At 64.8% G+C, this 17,191-nt stretch carries 15 protein-coding genes; 7 read left to right on the top strand and 8 right to left on the bottom strand.

Translation table 11 applies throughout. The annotated features are described in order from the left end of the window. The first annotated feature begins 4 nt into the window (after positions 1-4). The 7 genes from AC1DJW_RS16415 (at position 5) to AC1DJW_RS16385 (ending at position 7,747) form a co-directional block, all read left to right on the top strand. Positions 5-355, top strand: a complete 351-nt coding sequence (locus AC1DJW_RS16415) for a hypothetical protein (RefSeq protein ID WP_476901887.1) — start codon at positions 5-7, stop codon at positions 353-355. 32 nt (positions 356-387) lie between these two features. Further along, entirely contained in the window at positions 388-654 is a 267-nt protein-coding gene (gene tatA / locus AC1DJW_RS16410; protein ID WP_234749305.1) for a Sec-independent protein translocase subunit TatA, read from the top strand. A gap of 48 nt (positions 655-702) precedes the next feature. Next, entirely contained in the window at positions 703-1,497 is a 795-nt protein-coding gene (gene tatC, locus AC1DJW_RS16405) for a twin-arginine translocase subunit TatC (protein ID WP_284755645.1), read from the top strand. 24 nt (positions 1,498-1,521) lie between these two features. Next, positions 1,522-4,419 (top strand): DEAD/DEAH box helicase, encoded by a 2,898-nt coding sequence (locus AC1DJW_RS16400; RefSeq protein ID WP_284755605.1) that lies wholly within the window; start codon positions 1,522-1,524, stop codon positions 4,417-4,419. A gap of 32 nt (positions 4,420-4,451) precedes the next feature. Then, the gene (locus AC1DJW_RS16395; protein ID WP_476901886.1) at positions 4,452-6,128 is read left to right on the top strand and encodes an amidohydrolase; all 1,677 of its coding nucleotides are present in this window, start codon (positions 4,452-4,454) and stop codon (positions 6,126-6,128) included. Between the two features lie 436 nt (positions 6,129-6,564). After that, a complete protein-coding gene (locus tag AC1DJW_RS16390; protein ID WP_284755602.1) occupies positions 6,565-7,308 on the top strand; it encodes a polyprenol monophosphomannose synthase in 744 nt (247 codons plus the stop codon). A gap of 181 nt (positions 7,309-7,489) precedes the next feature. Further along, entirely contained in the window at positions 7,490-7,747 is a 258-nt protein-coding gene (locus AC1DJW_RS16385; RefSeq protein ID WP_284755601.1) for a DUF6458 family protein, read from the top strand. A gap of 27 nt (positions 7,748-7,774) precedes the next feature. Here AC1DJW_RS16385 and AC1DJW_RS16380 read toward each other — a convergent pair whose 3' ends face one another. From AC1DJW_RS16380 to AC1DJW_RS16345, 8 genes are all read right to left on the bottom strand, one after another. Next, on the bottom strand, positions 7,775-9,073 hold the full coding sequence (locus AC1DJW_RS16380; protein ID WP_476901885.1) for a serine/threonine-protein kinase: 1,299 nt from the start codon (positions 9,071-9,073) through the stop codon (positions 7,775-7,777). A gap of 222 nt (positions 9,074-9,295) precedes the next feature. Beyond that, on the bottom strand, positions 9,296-10,249 hold the full coding sequence (locus tag AC1DJW_RS16375) for a sugar kinase (RefSeq protein ID WP_284755599.1): 954 nt from the start codon (positions 10,247-10,249) through the stop codon (positions 9,296-9,298). Next, entirely contained in the window at positions 10,246-10,920 is a 675-nt protein-coding gene (locus tag AC1DJW_RS16370; RefSeq protein ID WP_284755597.1) for a bifunctional 4-hydroxy-2-oxoglutarate aldolase/2-dehydro-3-deoxy-phosphogluconate aldolase, read from the bottom strand. Before AC1DJW_RS16370 ends, AC1DJW_RS16375 begins: the two co-directional genes overlap by 4 nt. 79 nt (positions 10,921-10,999) lie before the next feature. Further along, complete coding sequence (locus tag AC1DJW_RS16365) at positions 11,000-12,373, bottom strand: MFS transporter (RefSeq protein ID WP_284755596.1); 1,374 nt, start codon at positions 12,371-12,373, stop codon at positions 11,000-11,002. A gap of 48 nt (positions 12,374-12,421) precedes the next feature. Beyond that, positions 12,422-13,474, bottom strand: a complete 1,053-nt coding sequence (locus tag AC1DJW_RS16360; protein WP_390277468.1) for an NAD(P)-dependent alcohol dehydrogenase — start codon at positions 13,472-13,474, stop codon at positions 12,422-12,424. After that, positions 13,471-14,994 (bottom strand): mannitol dehydrogenase family protein, encoded by a 1,524-nt coding sequence (locus tag AC1DJW_RS16355; protein ID WP_390277465.1) that lies wholly within the window; start codon positions 14,992-14,994, stop codon positions 13,471-13,473. Before AC1DJW_RS16355 ends, AC1DJW_RS16360 begins: the two co-directional genes overlap by 4 nt. A gap of 3 nt (positions 14,995-14,997) precedes the next feature. Continuing rightward, on the bottom strand, positions 14,998-16,215 hold the full coding sequence (gene manD / locus AC1DJW_RS16350; protein WP_476901884.1) for a D-mannonate dehydratase ManD: 1,218 nt from the start codon (positions 16,213-16,215) through the stop codon (positions 14,998-15,000). Next, positions 16,212-17,189, bottom strand: coding sequence for a 2-hydroxyacid dehydrogenase (locus tag AC1DJW_RS16345; protein WP_459340519.1), 978 nt, complete (start codon positions 17,187-17,189; stop codon positions 16,212-16,214). Before AC1DJW_RS16345 ends, manD begins: the two co-directional genes overlap by 4 nt. Positions 17,190-17,191: the final 2 nt, after the last annotated feature.

Raw genomic sequence — 17,191 nt, 5'->3', positions numbered from 1 at the left:
TCAAATGCCTTGGTGGTCCTGGATCCTTCTGTGGGTCGCTCTCGTTGCGGTCTCGCTGCTCTGCTACGTCCTGCTGGGCATACGCCTTTTCCGGAAGTTCATGGCCACGGTGCATGAATTGAGTACCGCAGGGGAGCGGCTAGGGCACCGCACGTACCTTCCTGAACGCGCCGACGACGACGGCGGGGCTTCAGTGAAAGTGTTCGGTGCGGCTGTTTTTGCCTCACCGGAAGAGATGCGTCATGATTACGTGACGGCCAAGGCCTCCCGCCAGGAAGTGCGTCGCCAAAAGCGCGTTAAGCGCAAAGCAGAACGGGGCCAACCCCAGTCTCTGCACGACATCGAATTCAGTTAGACGTAGGATGTATTCCAACGAAAGGACTTCCCGTGGGACGACTATTTGATGGCCCTTGGCCAATTGTCATTATCATCATCGTGGCCCTGCTGCTGTTTGCGGCACCCAAGCTGCCCGCAATGGCCCGTAGCCTCGGCCAGTCGATGCGCATCATCAGATCCGAAGTCAAGGAAATGAAGAACGACGGCAAGCCGGCGGCCAAGGACGACACGGACCCCGTTGAAGGCAAAGTGGTCAACCACCCCGAAGCGAACAAGAGCGGCAACGACACTGACGTTCCGCCCGCAAACCGTAGCTAAGCAGTAGTGGCAACGAAGACGGGCCGCAAAGCCAACCCCGAAGGGCGGATGGCGCTCCTAGACCACCTGAAGGAGCTTAAGAACCGGCTGATCAAGTCTGCCATCGGCGTTCTCCTCGGCGCCGTGGCAGGGTGGTTCCTCTATGAGCCTGTGGTTAACAGCCTGTCGGATCCGTTGGTCAAGATCGCCCAGGAGACCAAACGGACCGCGGTCCTGAACTTCGCGAGCGTGGGGGATCCCTTCGACTTCAAGCTCCGTATAGCCATCCAGATCGGCCTGGTGCTCTCCAGCCCCGTCTGGATCTACCAGGTCTGGGCCTTCATCACGCCCGGCCTGACCAAGAAGGAGCGCCGCTACACGCTCGGGTACATGGCCGCCGCGGTGCCGTTGTTCCTGGCTGGCGTATACGTCGCATGGACGGTCATTCCAAACGTCGTGCGCGCGCTGCTGCAGTTCACACCGCAAAACGGTGCCAACAACATCGACGCATCCCAGTACCTGACGTTCGCCACGCACATGCTTCTTTTCCTCGGCATTGCGTTCCTGGTACCGGTGGTGTTGGTGGGCGTCAACATGGCAGGTGTCTTGAGCGGCAGGACCATCCTCAAGGCTTGGCGCATCACGGTCTTCCTCGTGTTTGTCCTCGCGGCCGTTGCCGCGCCCGGTGCGGACGCGCTGTCGATGTTCATGCTCGCCGGTCCCCTCCTTGCCTTGTTCTTTGCCGCGATCGGGCTCTGCATGCTGAACGACAAACGGCGTGCGCGCCAACAGTCGAAGATCACCGCTGAGACGGAAGCCACTGCCGACGTCGCCACACCTGCCTCCGATCTGGAGAATCTGTAGTCTCACGGCCACTAGGCTTGAAGCATGTCCTCCAATTCAGGGGCCCTTTCGCCCTCAGAAGCCTTTCAAGCCGCAGCGCAGCGGAGTGCTGAGTCGAAAACCTATCTAGGCACCTTTGCCCAGTCGCTGGAGTTCGAACTTGACGCTTTCCAGCGTGACGCGTGCCGTTCGCTCCAGGAAGGCAAGGGAGTGCTGGTGGCGGCGCCCACCGGGGCCGGGAAGACAATCGTGGGCGAGTTTGCCATCTACCTGGCGCTCGAACGCGGGCTCAAGGCGTTCTATACGACGCCCATCAAAGCACTGAGCAACCAGAAATTCTCCGAGCTCTCGGCGAAGTACGGTGCCTCAAGCGTGGGACTGCTGACTGGTGACACCACCATCAACGGCGAGGCTCCGATTGTGGTGATGACCACTGAGGTTCTCAGGAACATGCTGTACGCGGACTCGGACACCCTGGGGGACCTTGGCTACGTGGTGATGGATGAGGTGCACTACCTGGCAGACCGCTTCCGCGGCGCAGTCTGGGAAGAAGTGATCATCCACCTGCCCAGCGAGGTGCAAGTGGTTTCCCTCAGCGCCACGGTGTCCAACGCGGAAGAGTTCGGCGCGTGGCTTGACACAGTGCGCGGACACACGGACGTCATAGTCTCCGAACACCGTCCCGTCCCCTTGTGGCAGCACGTCATGGTAGGGCGTGAGATCGTCGATCTCTTCGCGGGGGATACCAGCTTTGACGAGATCGCTCCGGAGGCGCCAGACGGCGAAGCGCCCGCGCCGGAAGTAGTGCGCGAGCCTGAGCGGAATCCCCTGCAGCGGGAATTCGAGGTCAACCCGGAACTATTGTCCATGGCCCGGGCGGAAAGCCAGATGAACTTCCGTGGCCGCTTTGGCCATGGCGGACGCAGCCGCCGCCGGCAGGACCGCCAGCGCGACAACACTGCCGGGGAGCAGCGCAGTCCGGTGCGCAAGGCCAGCCGGCCCCAGATCATTGCGAGCCTGGACCGCCAAGGACTGCTACCGGCCATTACCTTCATCTTCTCCCGTGCCGGCTGTGACGGGGCAGTCGCCCAGTGTGCCGCCGCCGGGCTGTGGCTCACAACGGAGCGCGAGCAACAGATCATCGCGTCCCGGGTCGATGAGGCCAGCCGCGAGATTCCCGCCGACGACCTCGATGTCCTGGGATTCTGGAGCTGGCGTGACGGACTGCTCCGCGGGCTCGCTGCACACCACGCCGGTTTGCTGCCGACCTTCAAGGAAGTCGTGGAGACGCTCTTCGCCGATGGCCTGGTGAAGGCCGTTTTTGCCACGGAGACCCTCGCGCTGGGCGTCAACATGCCAGCCCGCTGCGTTGTCCTGGAGAAGCTCGACAAGTTCAACGGCGAAGCACATGTCAACATCACCGCGGGGGAGTACACCCAGTTGACCGGGCGTGCCGGAAGGCGTGGAATCGACGTCGAAGGCCACGCCGTGGTCCTTTGGCAACCGGGTACTGATCCCGCCGCCGTCGCCGGCCTCGCTTCGCGGCGCACCTATCCGCTCAACTCGAGCTTCCGTCCCACGTACAACATGAGCATCAACTTGATTGCCCAGTTCGGCCGGCCCCGGGCACGGCAAATCCTCGAGTCGTCGTTCGCCCAGTTCCAGGCGGACCGCTCCGTGGTGGGGCTGGCCCGGCAGGTTCGAAGCCGCGAAGAGTCGCTGGCCGGCTATGCGGAATCCATGAAGTGCCACCTGGGCGACTTCACCGAGTACGCCAAACTCCGGCGGGACCTTGGCGAGGCCGAGCAGTTTGCCTCACGCAGCACCTCGCGGGCCCGCAAATCGCTGACCGTGGACTCCTTGGCCCGGCTCATGCCCGGCGACATTGTCAAGGTTCCTGGCGGGCGCACGCCGGGTTACGCCGTCGTGCTCAACGCCGATCCCAACTCGCGTGAACCGCGGCCCGCTGTCCTGACGGAAGACAATCAGTTGCACAGGATCGGTGCCCACGAAGTCGAGGGGCCGGTTGCTCCTGTGTCCTGGATCCGGATTCCCAAGTCGTTCAACGCGAAGCTGCCCAAATCCCGTCGTGATCTGGCATCCGCCATGCGGAACGCCGTGCGCGAGGGACGTCCGCCGGCCCGCGGCACGAACCGGAGCGAGGACTTCGGCCGGGCACGTTACATGCCGGACCAGGAAAAGAAGATCGCGGACCTCCGCCGGGCACTGCGCGCCCATCCTTGCCACGGCTGCAGCGAGCGCGAGGACCATGCCCGTTGGGCCGAGCGCTGGTGGAAACTGCGCCATGAAACCGATGGGCTCGTGCGGCAGATCCAGGGCCGTACCAATACGATCGCGAAGACATTTGACCGCGTCTGCGATGTCCTCGCCGCCTACGGTTACCTCCAGACGTCCGACGCCGGCCATGTCACCATCAGCGCGGACGGCCAGCGCCTGCGCCGCATCTACGGCGAAAAAGACCTGCTGATCTCGCAATCCATACGGCAAGGGGCCATCAAGGACCTCGATGCCGCCGAGCTGGCCGCGCTGGCCAGCACGATGGTCTACCAAGCCAAGCGCGACGATCGCGGCCTGCGGCCCAAAATGCCGTCCGTATCCCTCGAAACATCCGTGGACATCGTGGTGCGTGAGTGGTCTGCGCTGGAGGACGTCGAGGACAAGAACAGGCTGCCGTTGACCGCTGAGCCGGAACTGGGACTCGTGTGGCCCATCTTCAAATGGGCCAAGGGCCGCCATCTTCAAGAGGTTCTCAGCGGCACCGACCTCGCTGCGGGCGACTTTGTGCGCTGGGCGAAGCAAGTGATCGACCTGTTGGACCAGATGGCCAAGATTCCAGGGCTCGAACGGCGCCAGACCAAGATGTGCCGCGAGGCGATCGACTTGGTCCGCCGCGGCGTCGTCGCGTATTCCAACGTCTCCTGACCCACCACTGATTCCCAGCAAGGAGCATTTCCATGACCCATCCAGGCGTGCCCGCCGATACCCGTCCCCGCAAGGTCACGATGTACCGGAACGGCTCCGTCTACACGGCCGCCGATCCCTTCGCGACCGCAATGCTGGTTGACGGCGACACTGTCGCCTGGGTTGGTTCGGAGCAGGCAGCTACCTCGATCGCCGATTCTTCGATGGAGGTCATCGATCTCCGGGGGGCCTTGCTGGCGCCCGGTTTCGTGGACTCGCACATGCACCTCACGGAGACCGGAATTGCTTCGGATTCCCTCCAACTGGCCGGGGTCCACTCCGCACGGGAACTGCTCGACGCCGTCGCCCTGGCCGCCAAGGCTCTCGGCACCACCGCCGCCGTGCTTGGCCACGGTTGGGACGAGTCCGTGTGGCACGAAAGGACGCTCCCCACGCCCGAGGAGCTCGACCGCGCCGCCGGCGGGCGCAAGGTGTACCTGGCGCGAGTGGATGCGCACTCGGCCCTTGCCTCATCCTCCTTGGCGTCCGCGGCCGGCCTGGACGGCATCGACGGGTACGACGGTTCAGCGCACGTCCTGAGGGCCGCCCACACTGCTGCCCGGCTGGCTGCCAGGCAGTTCCCCGACGCCGAACGCCGCCGATACCAGGAACTGGCCCTCCGCGAGGCCGCCGCCAACGGCTATGTCGCCTTGGCCGAAATGGCGGCACCGCACATTTGCAGTGTCGAAGACCTCCGGATGTCCGCGTCGTGGAACTCCGCATCGTGGAATGAGGGCAGGGCGGGCGTCCCCGGAATCCTTCCCTATTGGGGCGAACTGGCCACCTCGGCCGAGCACGCCTCTGCCATCCTGGAAGGCTTGGGCGTTGCCGTCCTTGGCCTGGCCGGTGATTTGAACATCGACGGTTCCATCGGATCGCGAACGGCCGCGATTAGCGCAGACTACGCCGACGCGCCGGGCCACCGCGGAAGCCTCTATGTCTCCGTCGACGAAGCCGCCGGCCACCTTGCCGCCTGTTCAGCGCTCGGCATCCAGGCAGGCTTCCACGTCATTGGCGACGCGGGACTCAAAACGGCGCTCGATGCCTTGGACCGTGCCGCGTCGGAAGTTGGGGAGCAGAGGGTACGTGCCGCTGCGCACCGGCTCGAACACGTGGAAATGGCGGACGCCGACGATCTCGCCCGGCTGGCGAAGTATTCGATTACGGTGAGCGCACAGCCCGCCTTCGACGCCGCCTGGGGCGGGCCAGGGAAACTGTACGAGCAGCGCCTGGGGGAGCGAAGCCTGGCCATGAACCCCTTCGCTTCGTATTACTCCAAGGGCGTGCCGGTCTGCTTTGGAAGCGATAGTCCTGTCACCCCGTTGCGCCCCTGGTCCAGCGTGCGGGCATGCTTGGAACACAGCAATCCGGATCAACGCATCTCGGCGCGGGCTGCGTTCCTCGGACACACCCGGGCCGGTTGGCGGGCCAGCAAAGAGCGCAATCCACTCATGGGGCAATTGGTCCCCGGGGCCCCGGCAAGTTTTGCGGTGTGGGAAGTCGAAGAACTGATGGTGCAAGTTGCCGACGACCGCGTCCAGTCCTGGTCCACTGATCCGCGAGCACGAACGCCCCTCCTCCCCGCGCTGGACAGCGGCAGCGATCCCGCTTGCCTGCTGACCGTGCGCGAAGGCCAGGAGATCTTCGCGAGTGAAACTTTGCGGTCATAGTTGCAGATCGTTTGCTGGTCCTGAGGGCCCCTGACCTGCGTGTATGAACAAAGCCCCAGCTCAGGCGGCGCTTGACAGGATTTGTGAAGTCCGTAGCATTTAGGGTCAACAGGCTTCCACAGGGAACACCTGGTTGTCTGGCCGCGGTGGGGTCCGCTGCCAAAAACAGTCAACGGACCCGTTTTCCAAGACCGCGGCACTCGTAGTGGGCAGGTCCACGGTGCTGCAGAAAACGGTTCGGCCTCGAGTTCAACACGCGGGCCGGCACTGGACCTGGGCTTGTGGACCTGCCCGCGGCCACGCGCGACTTGTGTGGCGGAAGCCACAAGTGGCCCGGGTGCGTCAAGTTGTCGTCCTATAATGGAGAGTTGCGCCTGAATGCCAGCCACGCTGCTGCTCCGGCCCACTGACCGCTCCATCAAGGAAAGGCCTCTTCTTGCGTGTCCTGACGATCATCCCCACGTACAACGAGCTGGAATCGCTACCCAAGACCCTTGGACGGCTGCGCGCGGCTGTGCCCGCCTCCGACGTCCTGGTTGTCGATGACAACAGCCCTGACGGCACGGGACAGCTCGCCGACAGCATCGCCGCCGAGGACAGCCAGGTCCATGTCCTGCACCGCAAGGGCAAGGAAGGCCTCGGGGCCGCGTATATTGCCGGATTTAAGTGGGGTATGGCCGCAGGTTATGACGTCCTCGTTGAGATGGACGCCGATGGTTCGCACCAGCCAGAGCAACTGCCGTTGCTGCTGGACGCGATCAACGATGGCGCCGACCTCGCCATGGGCTCACGCTGGGTTCCGGGTGGCGGCACGGTGAACTGGCCCCTCTACCGCCAGGCGATTTCACGCACGGGCAGCACCTATGCCCGGCTCATGCTTGGCTTGAAGATCAAAGACATCACCGGCGGCTACCGTGCGTTCCGCCGCAGCACCCTTGAGGCGCTCAAGCTGGACCAGGTCGAATCGGTTGGCTACGGCTTCCAGGTGGACTTGGCATGGCGGGTCGCCAAGCTCGGCCTGAAGATTGTTGAACGCCCCATCACCTTCGTGGAGCGCGAGCTCGGGGCCTCCAAGATGAGCGGCAACATTGTTGTTGAGGCCATGATCAACGTCACCAAGTGGGGGCTGGCCTCCCGTTGGGCCGCGTTGACTGGGAAGAAGACTCCGGTCTCAAAGTAGGCCAAACAGGCAATGGCCGGGTCCGCGCTCTGAAAAGAGTGCGGACCCGGCCATTTCTGCAGCTCGGCGCTATTTGGGATGTGGTTGCCGGATGGGGCGCCGGCGTGTAGCTTAGGCGATGCCAAGCAAGCTTAGTATTACCCGCCACCGCCGGGTCCGCGGTTCAGCAGGAGGTACAGCAGTGGGTATCGGATCATCCATCTTCCTTATTGCCATCGGCGCTATTCTGGCCTTCGCCATCCCCGGAGACGTCGTGTCATTCATCGACCTCCACATGGTCGGCTACATCCTTATGGTCGCTGGCGTCATCGGCCTGATCGTTTCCCTCGTTGTGTTCGGCCCGCGCCGGACCCGTCGAATCACCGAAAGCCGCGCCACTGTAGACCCGGCAACCGGGGAACGAATCGTGACGAGGGACAGCCGCGATAGCGGACTCTAGCAACCGTCGTTGCCGTCGGGACCGTTCTTAGCCGCCATTACCCTTGCCGTTGCCCTTGCGGTGCCCTGGGGCCGGTGCTACGGGAACCGGCGCAACCGGCGTCGATGGCTCAATGCTCGGTGACGGCGTTGGCGTTGAGGCGCTGGGCGTGGGCGTTGCCGAGACGGACGGGGCCGGGGCGGCGGGAGCAGGCGGCTGGAAGGCGCTCACACCAACGATCACCAGGGCGGTGGTGAGAAGTGCCGCGCCGACAGCCCACGCAAGTCTGCGCGCGCGGCTTACGTGCTTCCCTCGCCATTCGCGCCTGTTTCCTACGGCCGGACCGATCGCGGCGCCATCGCCCGCGTTTTCGCCTGGCGCTGCCGCGGGCTGCACCCGCATCTGGATAGTTGCCTTTGCTGTGCGGGGCGGGCGATCGGGCATACGGGGAAGGCTCTGCGTCGCTCCGTTCGGGGCAACGGGCGTCGCCGCGGGGACGCCGGAACTGAAGGCATCCCGGAGTGCTTGCTCAACCTCCAGTGCGCCGGGACGCGCAGAGGGCTCAGTCGATGTCATGGCGGTCAGGAGGTCAACCCACCGCGTCCCAAGGACCTGCGGCACACGGGGTGGGCGGTGGAGCCTGGCAACGGCCGACTCCACGCTGGTTCCCGGGTATTCGAGCTTTGCGGTCAGGCATTCGAGGAGCAGGAGTCCGAGGGAGTAGATGTCGCTGGCCGGTCCGAGGGCAGAGCCGGTGGCCTGTTCCGGGCTCAGGTATGCGGCGGTTCCCACCATCGTGCCTGTTGCGGTGAGGCGCGTTCCCTCGATGATGCGGGCGATTCCGAAGTCGGTGAGCTTAGGCCGGATGGGGGATCCTACGGGGGCATCAGCCAGGAGGACATTCGCTGGTTTGATATCGCGGTGGATGATCCCGCGCCCATGGATGTATTCCAGGGCAGACGCCAGATCCGCTCCTATGTGGGCTACGTCCCGGGTCGTCAGCGGTCGGTCCCGCAATCTGGCGTACAGGTCAGGACCGTGAATCAGTTCCATAGTGAGGAATGTCCGGGCATGCTCCGGGTCCCGATGGTCGGTACCGGCGTCGAAGAGAGTCACGAGCGACGGATGGTTGAATGTCGCAAGGAGCCGCATCTCGTTTTCATGCCGGGCGAGCTCGTCCGGCCCGCTGAGCAGGGGAGCAAAGAGCTTTAGCGCCACGTCGCGGCCTAGCCTCTCGTCCTGCGCCCGGTACACCGACGCGGTCGCGCCGCGGCCGATCAGCGTTCCCAGCCTGTACCTACCCGCAACAAGAGCCTCGCTGTCCCCAGTGATAGGGCCATCCGGCACGGTTTCACCTCGCATTCTTTGAACCGACGGAGCCCGTACAGTCTAGGCCCCCTTGCCGGGACGTGGACATTCGTCCCCTCTGGGGTAATCGTCCCGGACGAAGGGAAAGTTACGGTTCGGCCTGGCGGGCCAGGTCGAGGGTTGTCGAAATGACGGCCACGCGCTGCTCCACTGTCTCAGCCAAGCCGCGCCATGGTCCCGGGAACGGTTGTCACGATGTGCTCATCGACTGACCGGTTCACCGTTGCCGAGGAGTCGCAGCTCATCGCGCCGGGGGAGCCCCTCCCAGTCGCCGGGCACAAGGCACACAAAAGCCCCCGTGCTCACTGCTGTCCGAAGACGTTCCTCCGCGCCCAGGCCCTCTACGAATTCGGCGAGGTATCCGGCCACGAACGCGTCGCCGGCGCCCACGGTATCGAGGACGTCGATTGCCATCGCCTCCTGTCTGAAGAGTTGGCCGTCGATGAATGCCAAGGCGCCATCTGCACCCAGCTTGATAACCACTTGGCTCGGACCCATGGCAGCGATGCATCGGGCGGCCTCTTCGGCGTCGCGGGCTGTCCCGATCGCGACTTCGGCCTCCTCAAGGCCCGCGAAAACGATGTCGACATGCGCGATAATCTCGCGGTAGGCGCGTCCGGCGGTCCCGGCGTCCCAGAGCTTGCTGCGGTAATTCAGGTCGAAAGAGACCGGAACGCCGGCTGCTTTGGCCGCGGCGATAGCGTAGTGAAGGGTGGAAGCGGCCTGCGGAGAGAGTGCCGGGGTGATCCCGCTGACATGGAGCAACGCCGCCCCCGCAATCAGCCGTTCGTCGACGTCGTCGGGCGCAATCCGGGAACCCGCACTGCCGGAGCGATAGTACGCAACCTTCTGGGCTGTCGGGGTCCGGCGTTCCTTGATCATCAGGCCGGTGGGCGCGTCGTCGTCCACCGTCACGTGGACGACGACGCCCTCGGCGCGGATCTCCCGCTCCACAAGCTGGCCGAGCGAATCCGCCCCGATCCGGCCGCACCAGACAGCCTGGACACCCAAGCGTTGCAGGCCAATGGCCACGTTCGATTCAGAACCTCCGATGCCAAGGCTCAAGGTGGACGCATGGGCCAGCGGGCCGGCCTTGTCCGAAGCCATGAGCGCCATGGTTTCGCCAAGGGTGACGACGTATGTTCCATGACTCATAGGGATTCACGTGCCTCATCAACGAGCTTGCGGACCCGCCGCGCCCGCGTGGTCAACTCCGGCAGGCTCCCGCCCTTGAAGACATCGCCGAGGAGCGGCCCTCCGAGGCTCACCGCCAATGCGCCTGCGCGAATCCATGCAGGTACGTCTTCGATATTGACGCCGCCTGAGGGGACCACTTGGATGTCAGGGAACGGCCCGCGGACTTGCGATATGTAGCCGGGCCCGACCGTAGAGGCGGGGAAGAGTTTGACGGCGGTGGCGCCCAGCTTCCAACCAGTGTGGAGCTCGGTGGGGGTGAGCCCGCCAGGAAAGACGGGCACGCCGCGTCGAGCGCAGGCGGTGATGACGTCCGGTTCGGTGATGGGCGTGACGATGTATGCGGCGCCCAGGTCGAGCGCCGTTTCGGCTTCGGCAGGAGTGGTCACCGTGCCGACGCCGATTTCCACGGCATCACCGAAGCGGTCCAGTAACAGCGGAAGCTCCTCGAACACCCCCGGCGTGCTCAAGGTCAACTCAATACTGAGCACACCGCCGTCCCGAAGGGCTTCGATGACGGGGCTGTAGTCCTTGGCATGCTTGGCCCGCAGCACTGCCACGACCCTGGTGTCGCGGAGGATGGCGGATGGCGCCGGACGGGAGACGGTGTCCGGGGTTTCGAGATGGAACATGGATGTCCTTCGTGCGGTGGTTGGCTGGCGGGCCTTCTCGACGGCGGCACTTGCCGCCGTCGAGGCCCTTCGGGTGCTATTAGGCGTGCTGCGCTTCGGAGGTCACCGGGACAATCCCGCTTTTGCTGTGGGCGGCGTCCTCGGGGTCCGTGAGGTCGCGGTTCAGGGTTTCCGGTGACATGCGGGTGGCGATGAAGCTGATCAGCATGGTCGCCGACATGTAGATCGCCACAGGAATCCATGAGTTGCTAAACATGCCCAGCAGGGCAGCGCAGATCATGGGAGCGATGCCTCCGCCGATGATGGAAGAGAACTCGCGGCCCAAGGTGACACCCGCGTAACGGTAGCGGCTGCCGAAGATCTCCGGGAAGTAGCTCATGTGCACGCCGACCACGCCCTGGCATGCCAGGACGAAGCCGACCACAATCACCAACACGATGGCTACCGGCGAGCCGGTGGTCAGCAGCAGGAACGCTGGGGCGGGGAACAGGATGAGTGCCCCGGTGATAAGTGAGACGACGCGCCGGCGCCCGATCTTGTCGGACAGGATTCCGAAGGAGACGGCCGCGACGCCGCCGCAGAGCGAACCGATGAGGAGCACGGGGGGAATGAACTTCGGGTCCGTTCCAATCACGGTGATAAGGTACGAGGCCATGAACACCTGGATGGTGTAGGACTGCGTGCTGACTCCGAGGTTCATCAGGATGACGCGCAGGACGTTGGCCTTGCCGTACTTGGCAACTTCCCGCAGGGGTGCCGGGGGTTCCGTGCGGGCCTGCTTGATCTCTTCGAAGACCGGTGATTCGTCCAGCTTGCGCCGGATGACCAGCGCTGCGATGGTCACGAAGATGCTGGAGAGGAAGACGAGCCTCCAACCCCACGTGAGCATGTCGTTGGGTGCCAAGGACTGCGCCGCGATCCACACGAGTGCGCCGAGCGCCGTTCCTGCGGCCGCGCCAACCATGATCAGCGAGGCCAGCTTGCCCCGGGTTCCAGGGGCTGCGGACTCCGTGAGCAGAGTTGCGCCGCCTGATTGTTCAGCACCGGCGCCGAAGCCCTGGGCAGCGCGGCAGAGACACAGCAGCACCGGCGCAAAGAGGCCGATCTGGCCGAAGGTCGGCAGGAGCCCGATCGCCAGCGTCGCCCCGCCCATGAGCAGCAAGGTGACCACCAGGACCCACTTGCGGCCGAGGCGATCACCGAAGTGGGAGAAGAAGATTCCGCCGAGCGGGCGGAACAGGAATCCGACGGCGAAGGTGCTGAAGCTGGCCAGTAGCGCTGCGGCGGGCGAAATGTTCGGGAAGAACAACTTGCTGAAGACGAGTGCCGACGCGGTGCCATAGATGACGAAATCGTAGAGTTCCAGCGTGGTGCCGATGAGCCCGGCGACGGCGGCTTTCCGGACCTTGCTTTGGTCCACCGGCGTGGGCGGGAGGTTTGCTGCTGTGGTCATTTCCATACTCCTTTGAATGGATGTCCGCTGGCCCGTACGTGGGCCGAGTCAGTAGGTGATGAGGACTTTGAGGTTGGTGGGGTCTGCCACGGGGGCGGTAAGTGCGGCCGCCGCGTTGGCGAGGGGATATGTGGCGGTGATGATGGAGCGAAGGTCCACCACCCCGGAGGAGGCGAGCTGGATCGCCGTCGGGAACGCGTTGGCGTAACGGAACGCGGTCACCAGGTCGATTTCAAAACGTTGGAGGAAACCGAGCGGGATCCCGTCGACCGTGGGGCGGGCTTGGCCGACCACGGTGGCCCGGGCTGCCGGCGCGAGGGTGTAGATGCCGTCGGCCAGCGCGCGGGTGTTGCCTGAGCATTCGATCAGGCGATCCATGTCTTTCAGATCCAAAGCGGTGACCGAGGTGTTGATGGTCCGGGTGGCGCCGAACCGGGCGGCGACAGCGAGGCGATCGTCGTTGACGTCGGTCACGATGATCTCCGACGCGCCGCGGGATGCCGCCACTTGGGCCACGAGCAGCCCGATCGGTCCGGCGCCCGTGATCAGTACCCGGTGCCCGGCTTGGACTTGGGCGCGTTCAACCGCCCAGACGGCGACGGCGAGGGGCTCGATCGCTGCCCCGATCTCGGCCGGGATGTTGGCCGGGAGTTCGTGGAGGGCGGCTTCGGGCACCACCACGTGGCGGGCGAACACCCCGTCCGTGGGCGGGGAACCGAAGCACGTCCCCGTCGGGCACACGTTGTAGCGTCCGGAGAGGCACGTTGGGCAGTCCCGGCACGGGAGCGCCGGTTCAATCACGACGGCGGTGCCCGCGGCAATGCCGGCTGCTTCACCGCATGCGATGACGACGCCGGCTCCCTCGTGGCCGAGGGCAGTGGGCTGGTGGAGGACATTGGTGCCGTTGCGGCCGTCAGCGAAGTAGTGCATGTCCGAGCCGCAGATTCCGCCGGAGCGCATTTCTACCAGGACATCGTTCGGCCCCAGGGTCTTCAGGGGTTTCTCTTCAATACGGAGATCTCCTGCGCCGTGGAGCACGGCGGCTTCCGTGGCCAGCGGCAGGGAGGATCCGTCAGTGCGGCGGACAGTTTGGGTGGTCATCGGATGCTCCGGGTCTGTGCGGGAAGAAGTGATGTTGACTCGACCGCCGCGTTTGCGGCGGCGAGGGGGCCTTGCCGGTGGATGATGTCGATGAACTCGCCGGTGCGCCGGATGAAGCTTTCACGGGTCGAGAGTTCGTCACCGAGAAGATGGTGCTCGCCGAGCACCTTTGCGGCGAGCTCCCGCCCGGAGCTTGATCCCTTTGCGAGCTCCTGGAGTGTCTCGCGGGCGGGGTCTTGCATCTCCTTGGCATGGTTGCCGGGTTCGAATCCCTGAAGCGGCGCGATGCATGAGAGATACGCCGCGACGGTGAGGGCAAGGTAGTGGGGCATGGCGCCGGCGTCGAGCATTTCCAAGGCGGGAATCGGGATCCGCTGGCGAAGCTTGACGGAGCCGTCGCTGCCTACCTGGCTGGTCCGGTGCCCCAATGCCGAGTTGCGCCACCGCGAGAAGAGTTGCTCCTCGTAGGCCTCGACGTCGACGGCTCCGGGCACAGTGACGCTCGGCAGGTACTCGTCGCGGAGGACCCGGCGGGCGGCGGCTTCGATGTAGTCGATGCCCGTCGCGTCCGGAATGGTGGCTGCACCGGACAGGGCCCCGAGGTACGCGATCAGGGAATGGGTGCCGTTCAAGAGCCTGACCTTGAGCTGCTCATAGGCTGCGACGTCGTCCGTGAAGATCGCGCCTCCGGCCTCCCACGCAGGGCGGCCGGCTATGAAGTTGTCCTCCAGGATCCACATCGTGAAGGGTTCGGCCGGGACGGGGATCTGGTCCGCGTAGCCGAGTTGTTCGGCGACGAGGCCACGGTAGTGGTCCGTCGTGGCGGGCACGATCCGGTCCACCATGGATGACGGGAAGGTGACGTTGGCGTCGATCCATCGCAGCGTCTCGGCGGCCTCGCCGGCCGGGAGCAATGAGGCAAATTCGCGGACGAGCCGTTGGGTGTGGTGCCCGTTGTCCGCGAGGTTGTCGCAACTGAGGACCGTCACTGGTTTGCCGTGGGTTCGTGCCCGCTGCTGAAGCCCGCGGACGATCTGCCCGATCGGGGTGTAGGGCGCAGGGCCGTTGGCGAGATCGTGCTGGACGTCAGGGTCGGCAACGTTCAGCGAGCCCGTTGCCGGGCTGTAGGTGTAGCCGTTTTCCGTAACCGTCAGTGACACGATGCGCGTGGTCTCGGCACCGATGACGGCCACGACGCGCTCCGGTTCCTGTGCTGCGACGAAGGCGTCCGTGTGCACGCGCGGGGTCGAGAACTTCGATCCCTCGGGCGAGATTTCCACCACGGTGTAGAGCATGTCCTGGGCGTGCATGGCATCGGTGATGGCTGAGGAACGGCTGGAAATTCCGATGATCCCCCAGTCACCGCCGTGGGCGGCTATGGCGGCTTCCGTGTACACGGCCTGGTGTGCGCGGTGGAAGTTTCCGAAGCCGAGGTGCACGATGCCGGGAGCAGGGGCGACGCTTCGGCGAAGGATTCCGGGCGTTTCCGCGCTCAGCGGCGGCAGGATTGACGTGGCCATGTTTCACCAGTCCTTCATGGAGCCGTCGAGCTCCCGCGCGATGGGCAGGTAAGCCTGCGTGTACGGGAAGCGGGCTGCGGCTGCTTCGTCCACCCGGACGCCCAGGCCGGGCTCGTCACCTGGGTGCAGGTAGCCGTCTTCGAAGCGGAAGCTCGATTGGAAGACTTCCGAGACCAAGGGGTCGTAGCCCATGTACTCCTGGATGGCGAAGTTGCTGGTGGCCAGGCCTAGGTGCAGCGATGCCGAGAGGTTGATGGGGGAGACGTCGGACGGGCCGTGGGGTGCGCCCTTGATCTGGTAGACCTCGGCGAGAGCCAGGATCTTGCGGACGTGGGAGATGCCTCCGGCATGCACGACGGCGGTGCGGATGTAGTCGATGAGCCGTTCAGTGATGAGCAACTCGGTGTCCCAGACGGTGTTGAAGACTTCGCCGATCGCCAGCGGAATGGTGGTCTGCTGGCGCAGCGTGCGCAACAGCCGCTGGTTCTCGGCAGGTGTGGCGTCCTCGAGCCAGAACAGGTCCACGTCTTCCAAAGAGCGGGCCAAGCGGGCGGCTTCGGTGGGGTTGAGCCGGTGGTGGACGTCGTGGAGGAGCTTCAGCTCGGGACCGACGTGCTCACGGACTGCGGAGAGGATCTTCGGGGCGTGGCGCAGGTAGGCAGAGGTGTCCCAGTCTTCTTCGACTGGACCGGCACCGCGTCCGGCCGGTTCATAACTCGCGGCACCCTTGGTGACGCCATAAACCTTGTCGAGGCCGGGGACGCCGGACTGGGCACGGACGGCGCGGAAGCCCTGCTCGCGGCGTTGGTCTATCGAGTCCAGCAACTCCGGAAGGTCCCAGCCGGTGGCGTGCGTGTACGTGAGGATCTTGTCGCGGGCCGCGCCGCCCAGGAGTTGGTAGACCGGAACCCCGAGGGCCTTGCCTTTGATGTCCCAGAGGGCGAGGTCGATGGCGCCGATCGCGGCCATGGTCACCGGCCCGCGGCGCCAGTATGCACCTTTGTAAAAGTATTGCCAGGTGTCTTCGATGCGGTCCGCGTCCCTGCCCAGCAGGGCTGGGGCAAGGTGATCGCGCAGATAGCTCGCGACAGAGAGTTCGCGGCCGTTCAGCGTGGCGTCACCCCAACCGACGATGCCGTCGTCGGTGGTGATCTTGAGGGTGACGAAGTTGCGGCTGGGGCTGGTTACCAGGACGTCGACGTCGACGATTTTTCGGGTCATCGGGAAATCACATTCTTCAGCGGCTGGTTTTTGGAAAGGCGGGTGATGTTTTCGGCGATCTCAAGCGCACGGCTGCGGAAGGTCTCTGCAGTGACGCCGGAGGAGTGCGGGGTCATGATGATGTTGTCCAGCCGGCCGAACGGCAGGGTGGAAGGATCGCCGCGGCCGTCAGTGCCCGGGTATTGGTACCAGACATCGATCGCAGCGCCGGCGATCCGCCGGTCTTTCAGGGCTTCGTAGAGGGCGGTTTCGTCGACGACCGGTCCGCGGGCAATGTTGACGAGCAACCCGTCCGGACCGAGATCGTCGAGTTCGGCCGCGCCCACTATGCCGGTGGTTTGCTCCGTTAGCGGGATGCTGACCACCAGAATGTCCGATTCGCTCAGTGCCTCGCCGAGGCGTTCAGTGGTGCCTGCCCACCGTAAGGAGTTGGCGTGTGCGTCGACGCTTCCGCTGCGGGTGATGGCGATGCCTTCGGCGCCGAAGGCCTTGAGGAGCGACCATGCCGCTCCGCCGATGTGCCCGAACCCGAGGAATGTCACCACAGCGCCGCGCAGTGTTTCCGGCTGGCGGATTTCGGAGGAGTAAACGGACGAAGACCAGACACCGCTCCGAAGCGCCGCGTCTTGACCGATCAGGTTGCGACGGAGGGCCACCAAAACCGTGGCGATGTGTTCGGCAATGGAGCTTTCGTGGTGGAAGGTGTTCGCGCACACCGCCCCTGCGGGCAGTGCGGACGCGTCGATACCGTCGTATCCGGCACCGCCCACGTGGACCAGGCGCAAGTTGCCCGCGGCCGCGCCCATGGCTTCGGTGAAACGTGGCCCGACGTAGACGTCGGCATCTTTGAGGTCGGTGAGCACCGCATGCTCGCTCCAGCTGTCGTGCCAGGAGGCAAGGGCGCCCTCGGGAAGCGCGGTTTCGAAAGTGGAGCGGTGGGGCATCAGGTTGGGGTCTGCGATGACGATTCTCATGG

This window comes from Arthrobacter sp. 05L417 (assembly GCF_056397865.1).
The sequence above is the reverse complement of the archived record's forward strand: the minus strand, read 5'-3'. Positions and strand labels throughout refer to the sequence as shown.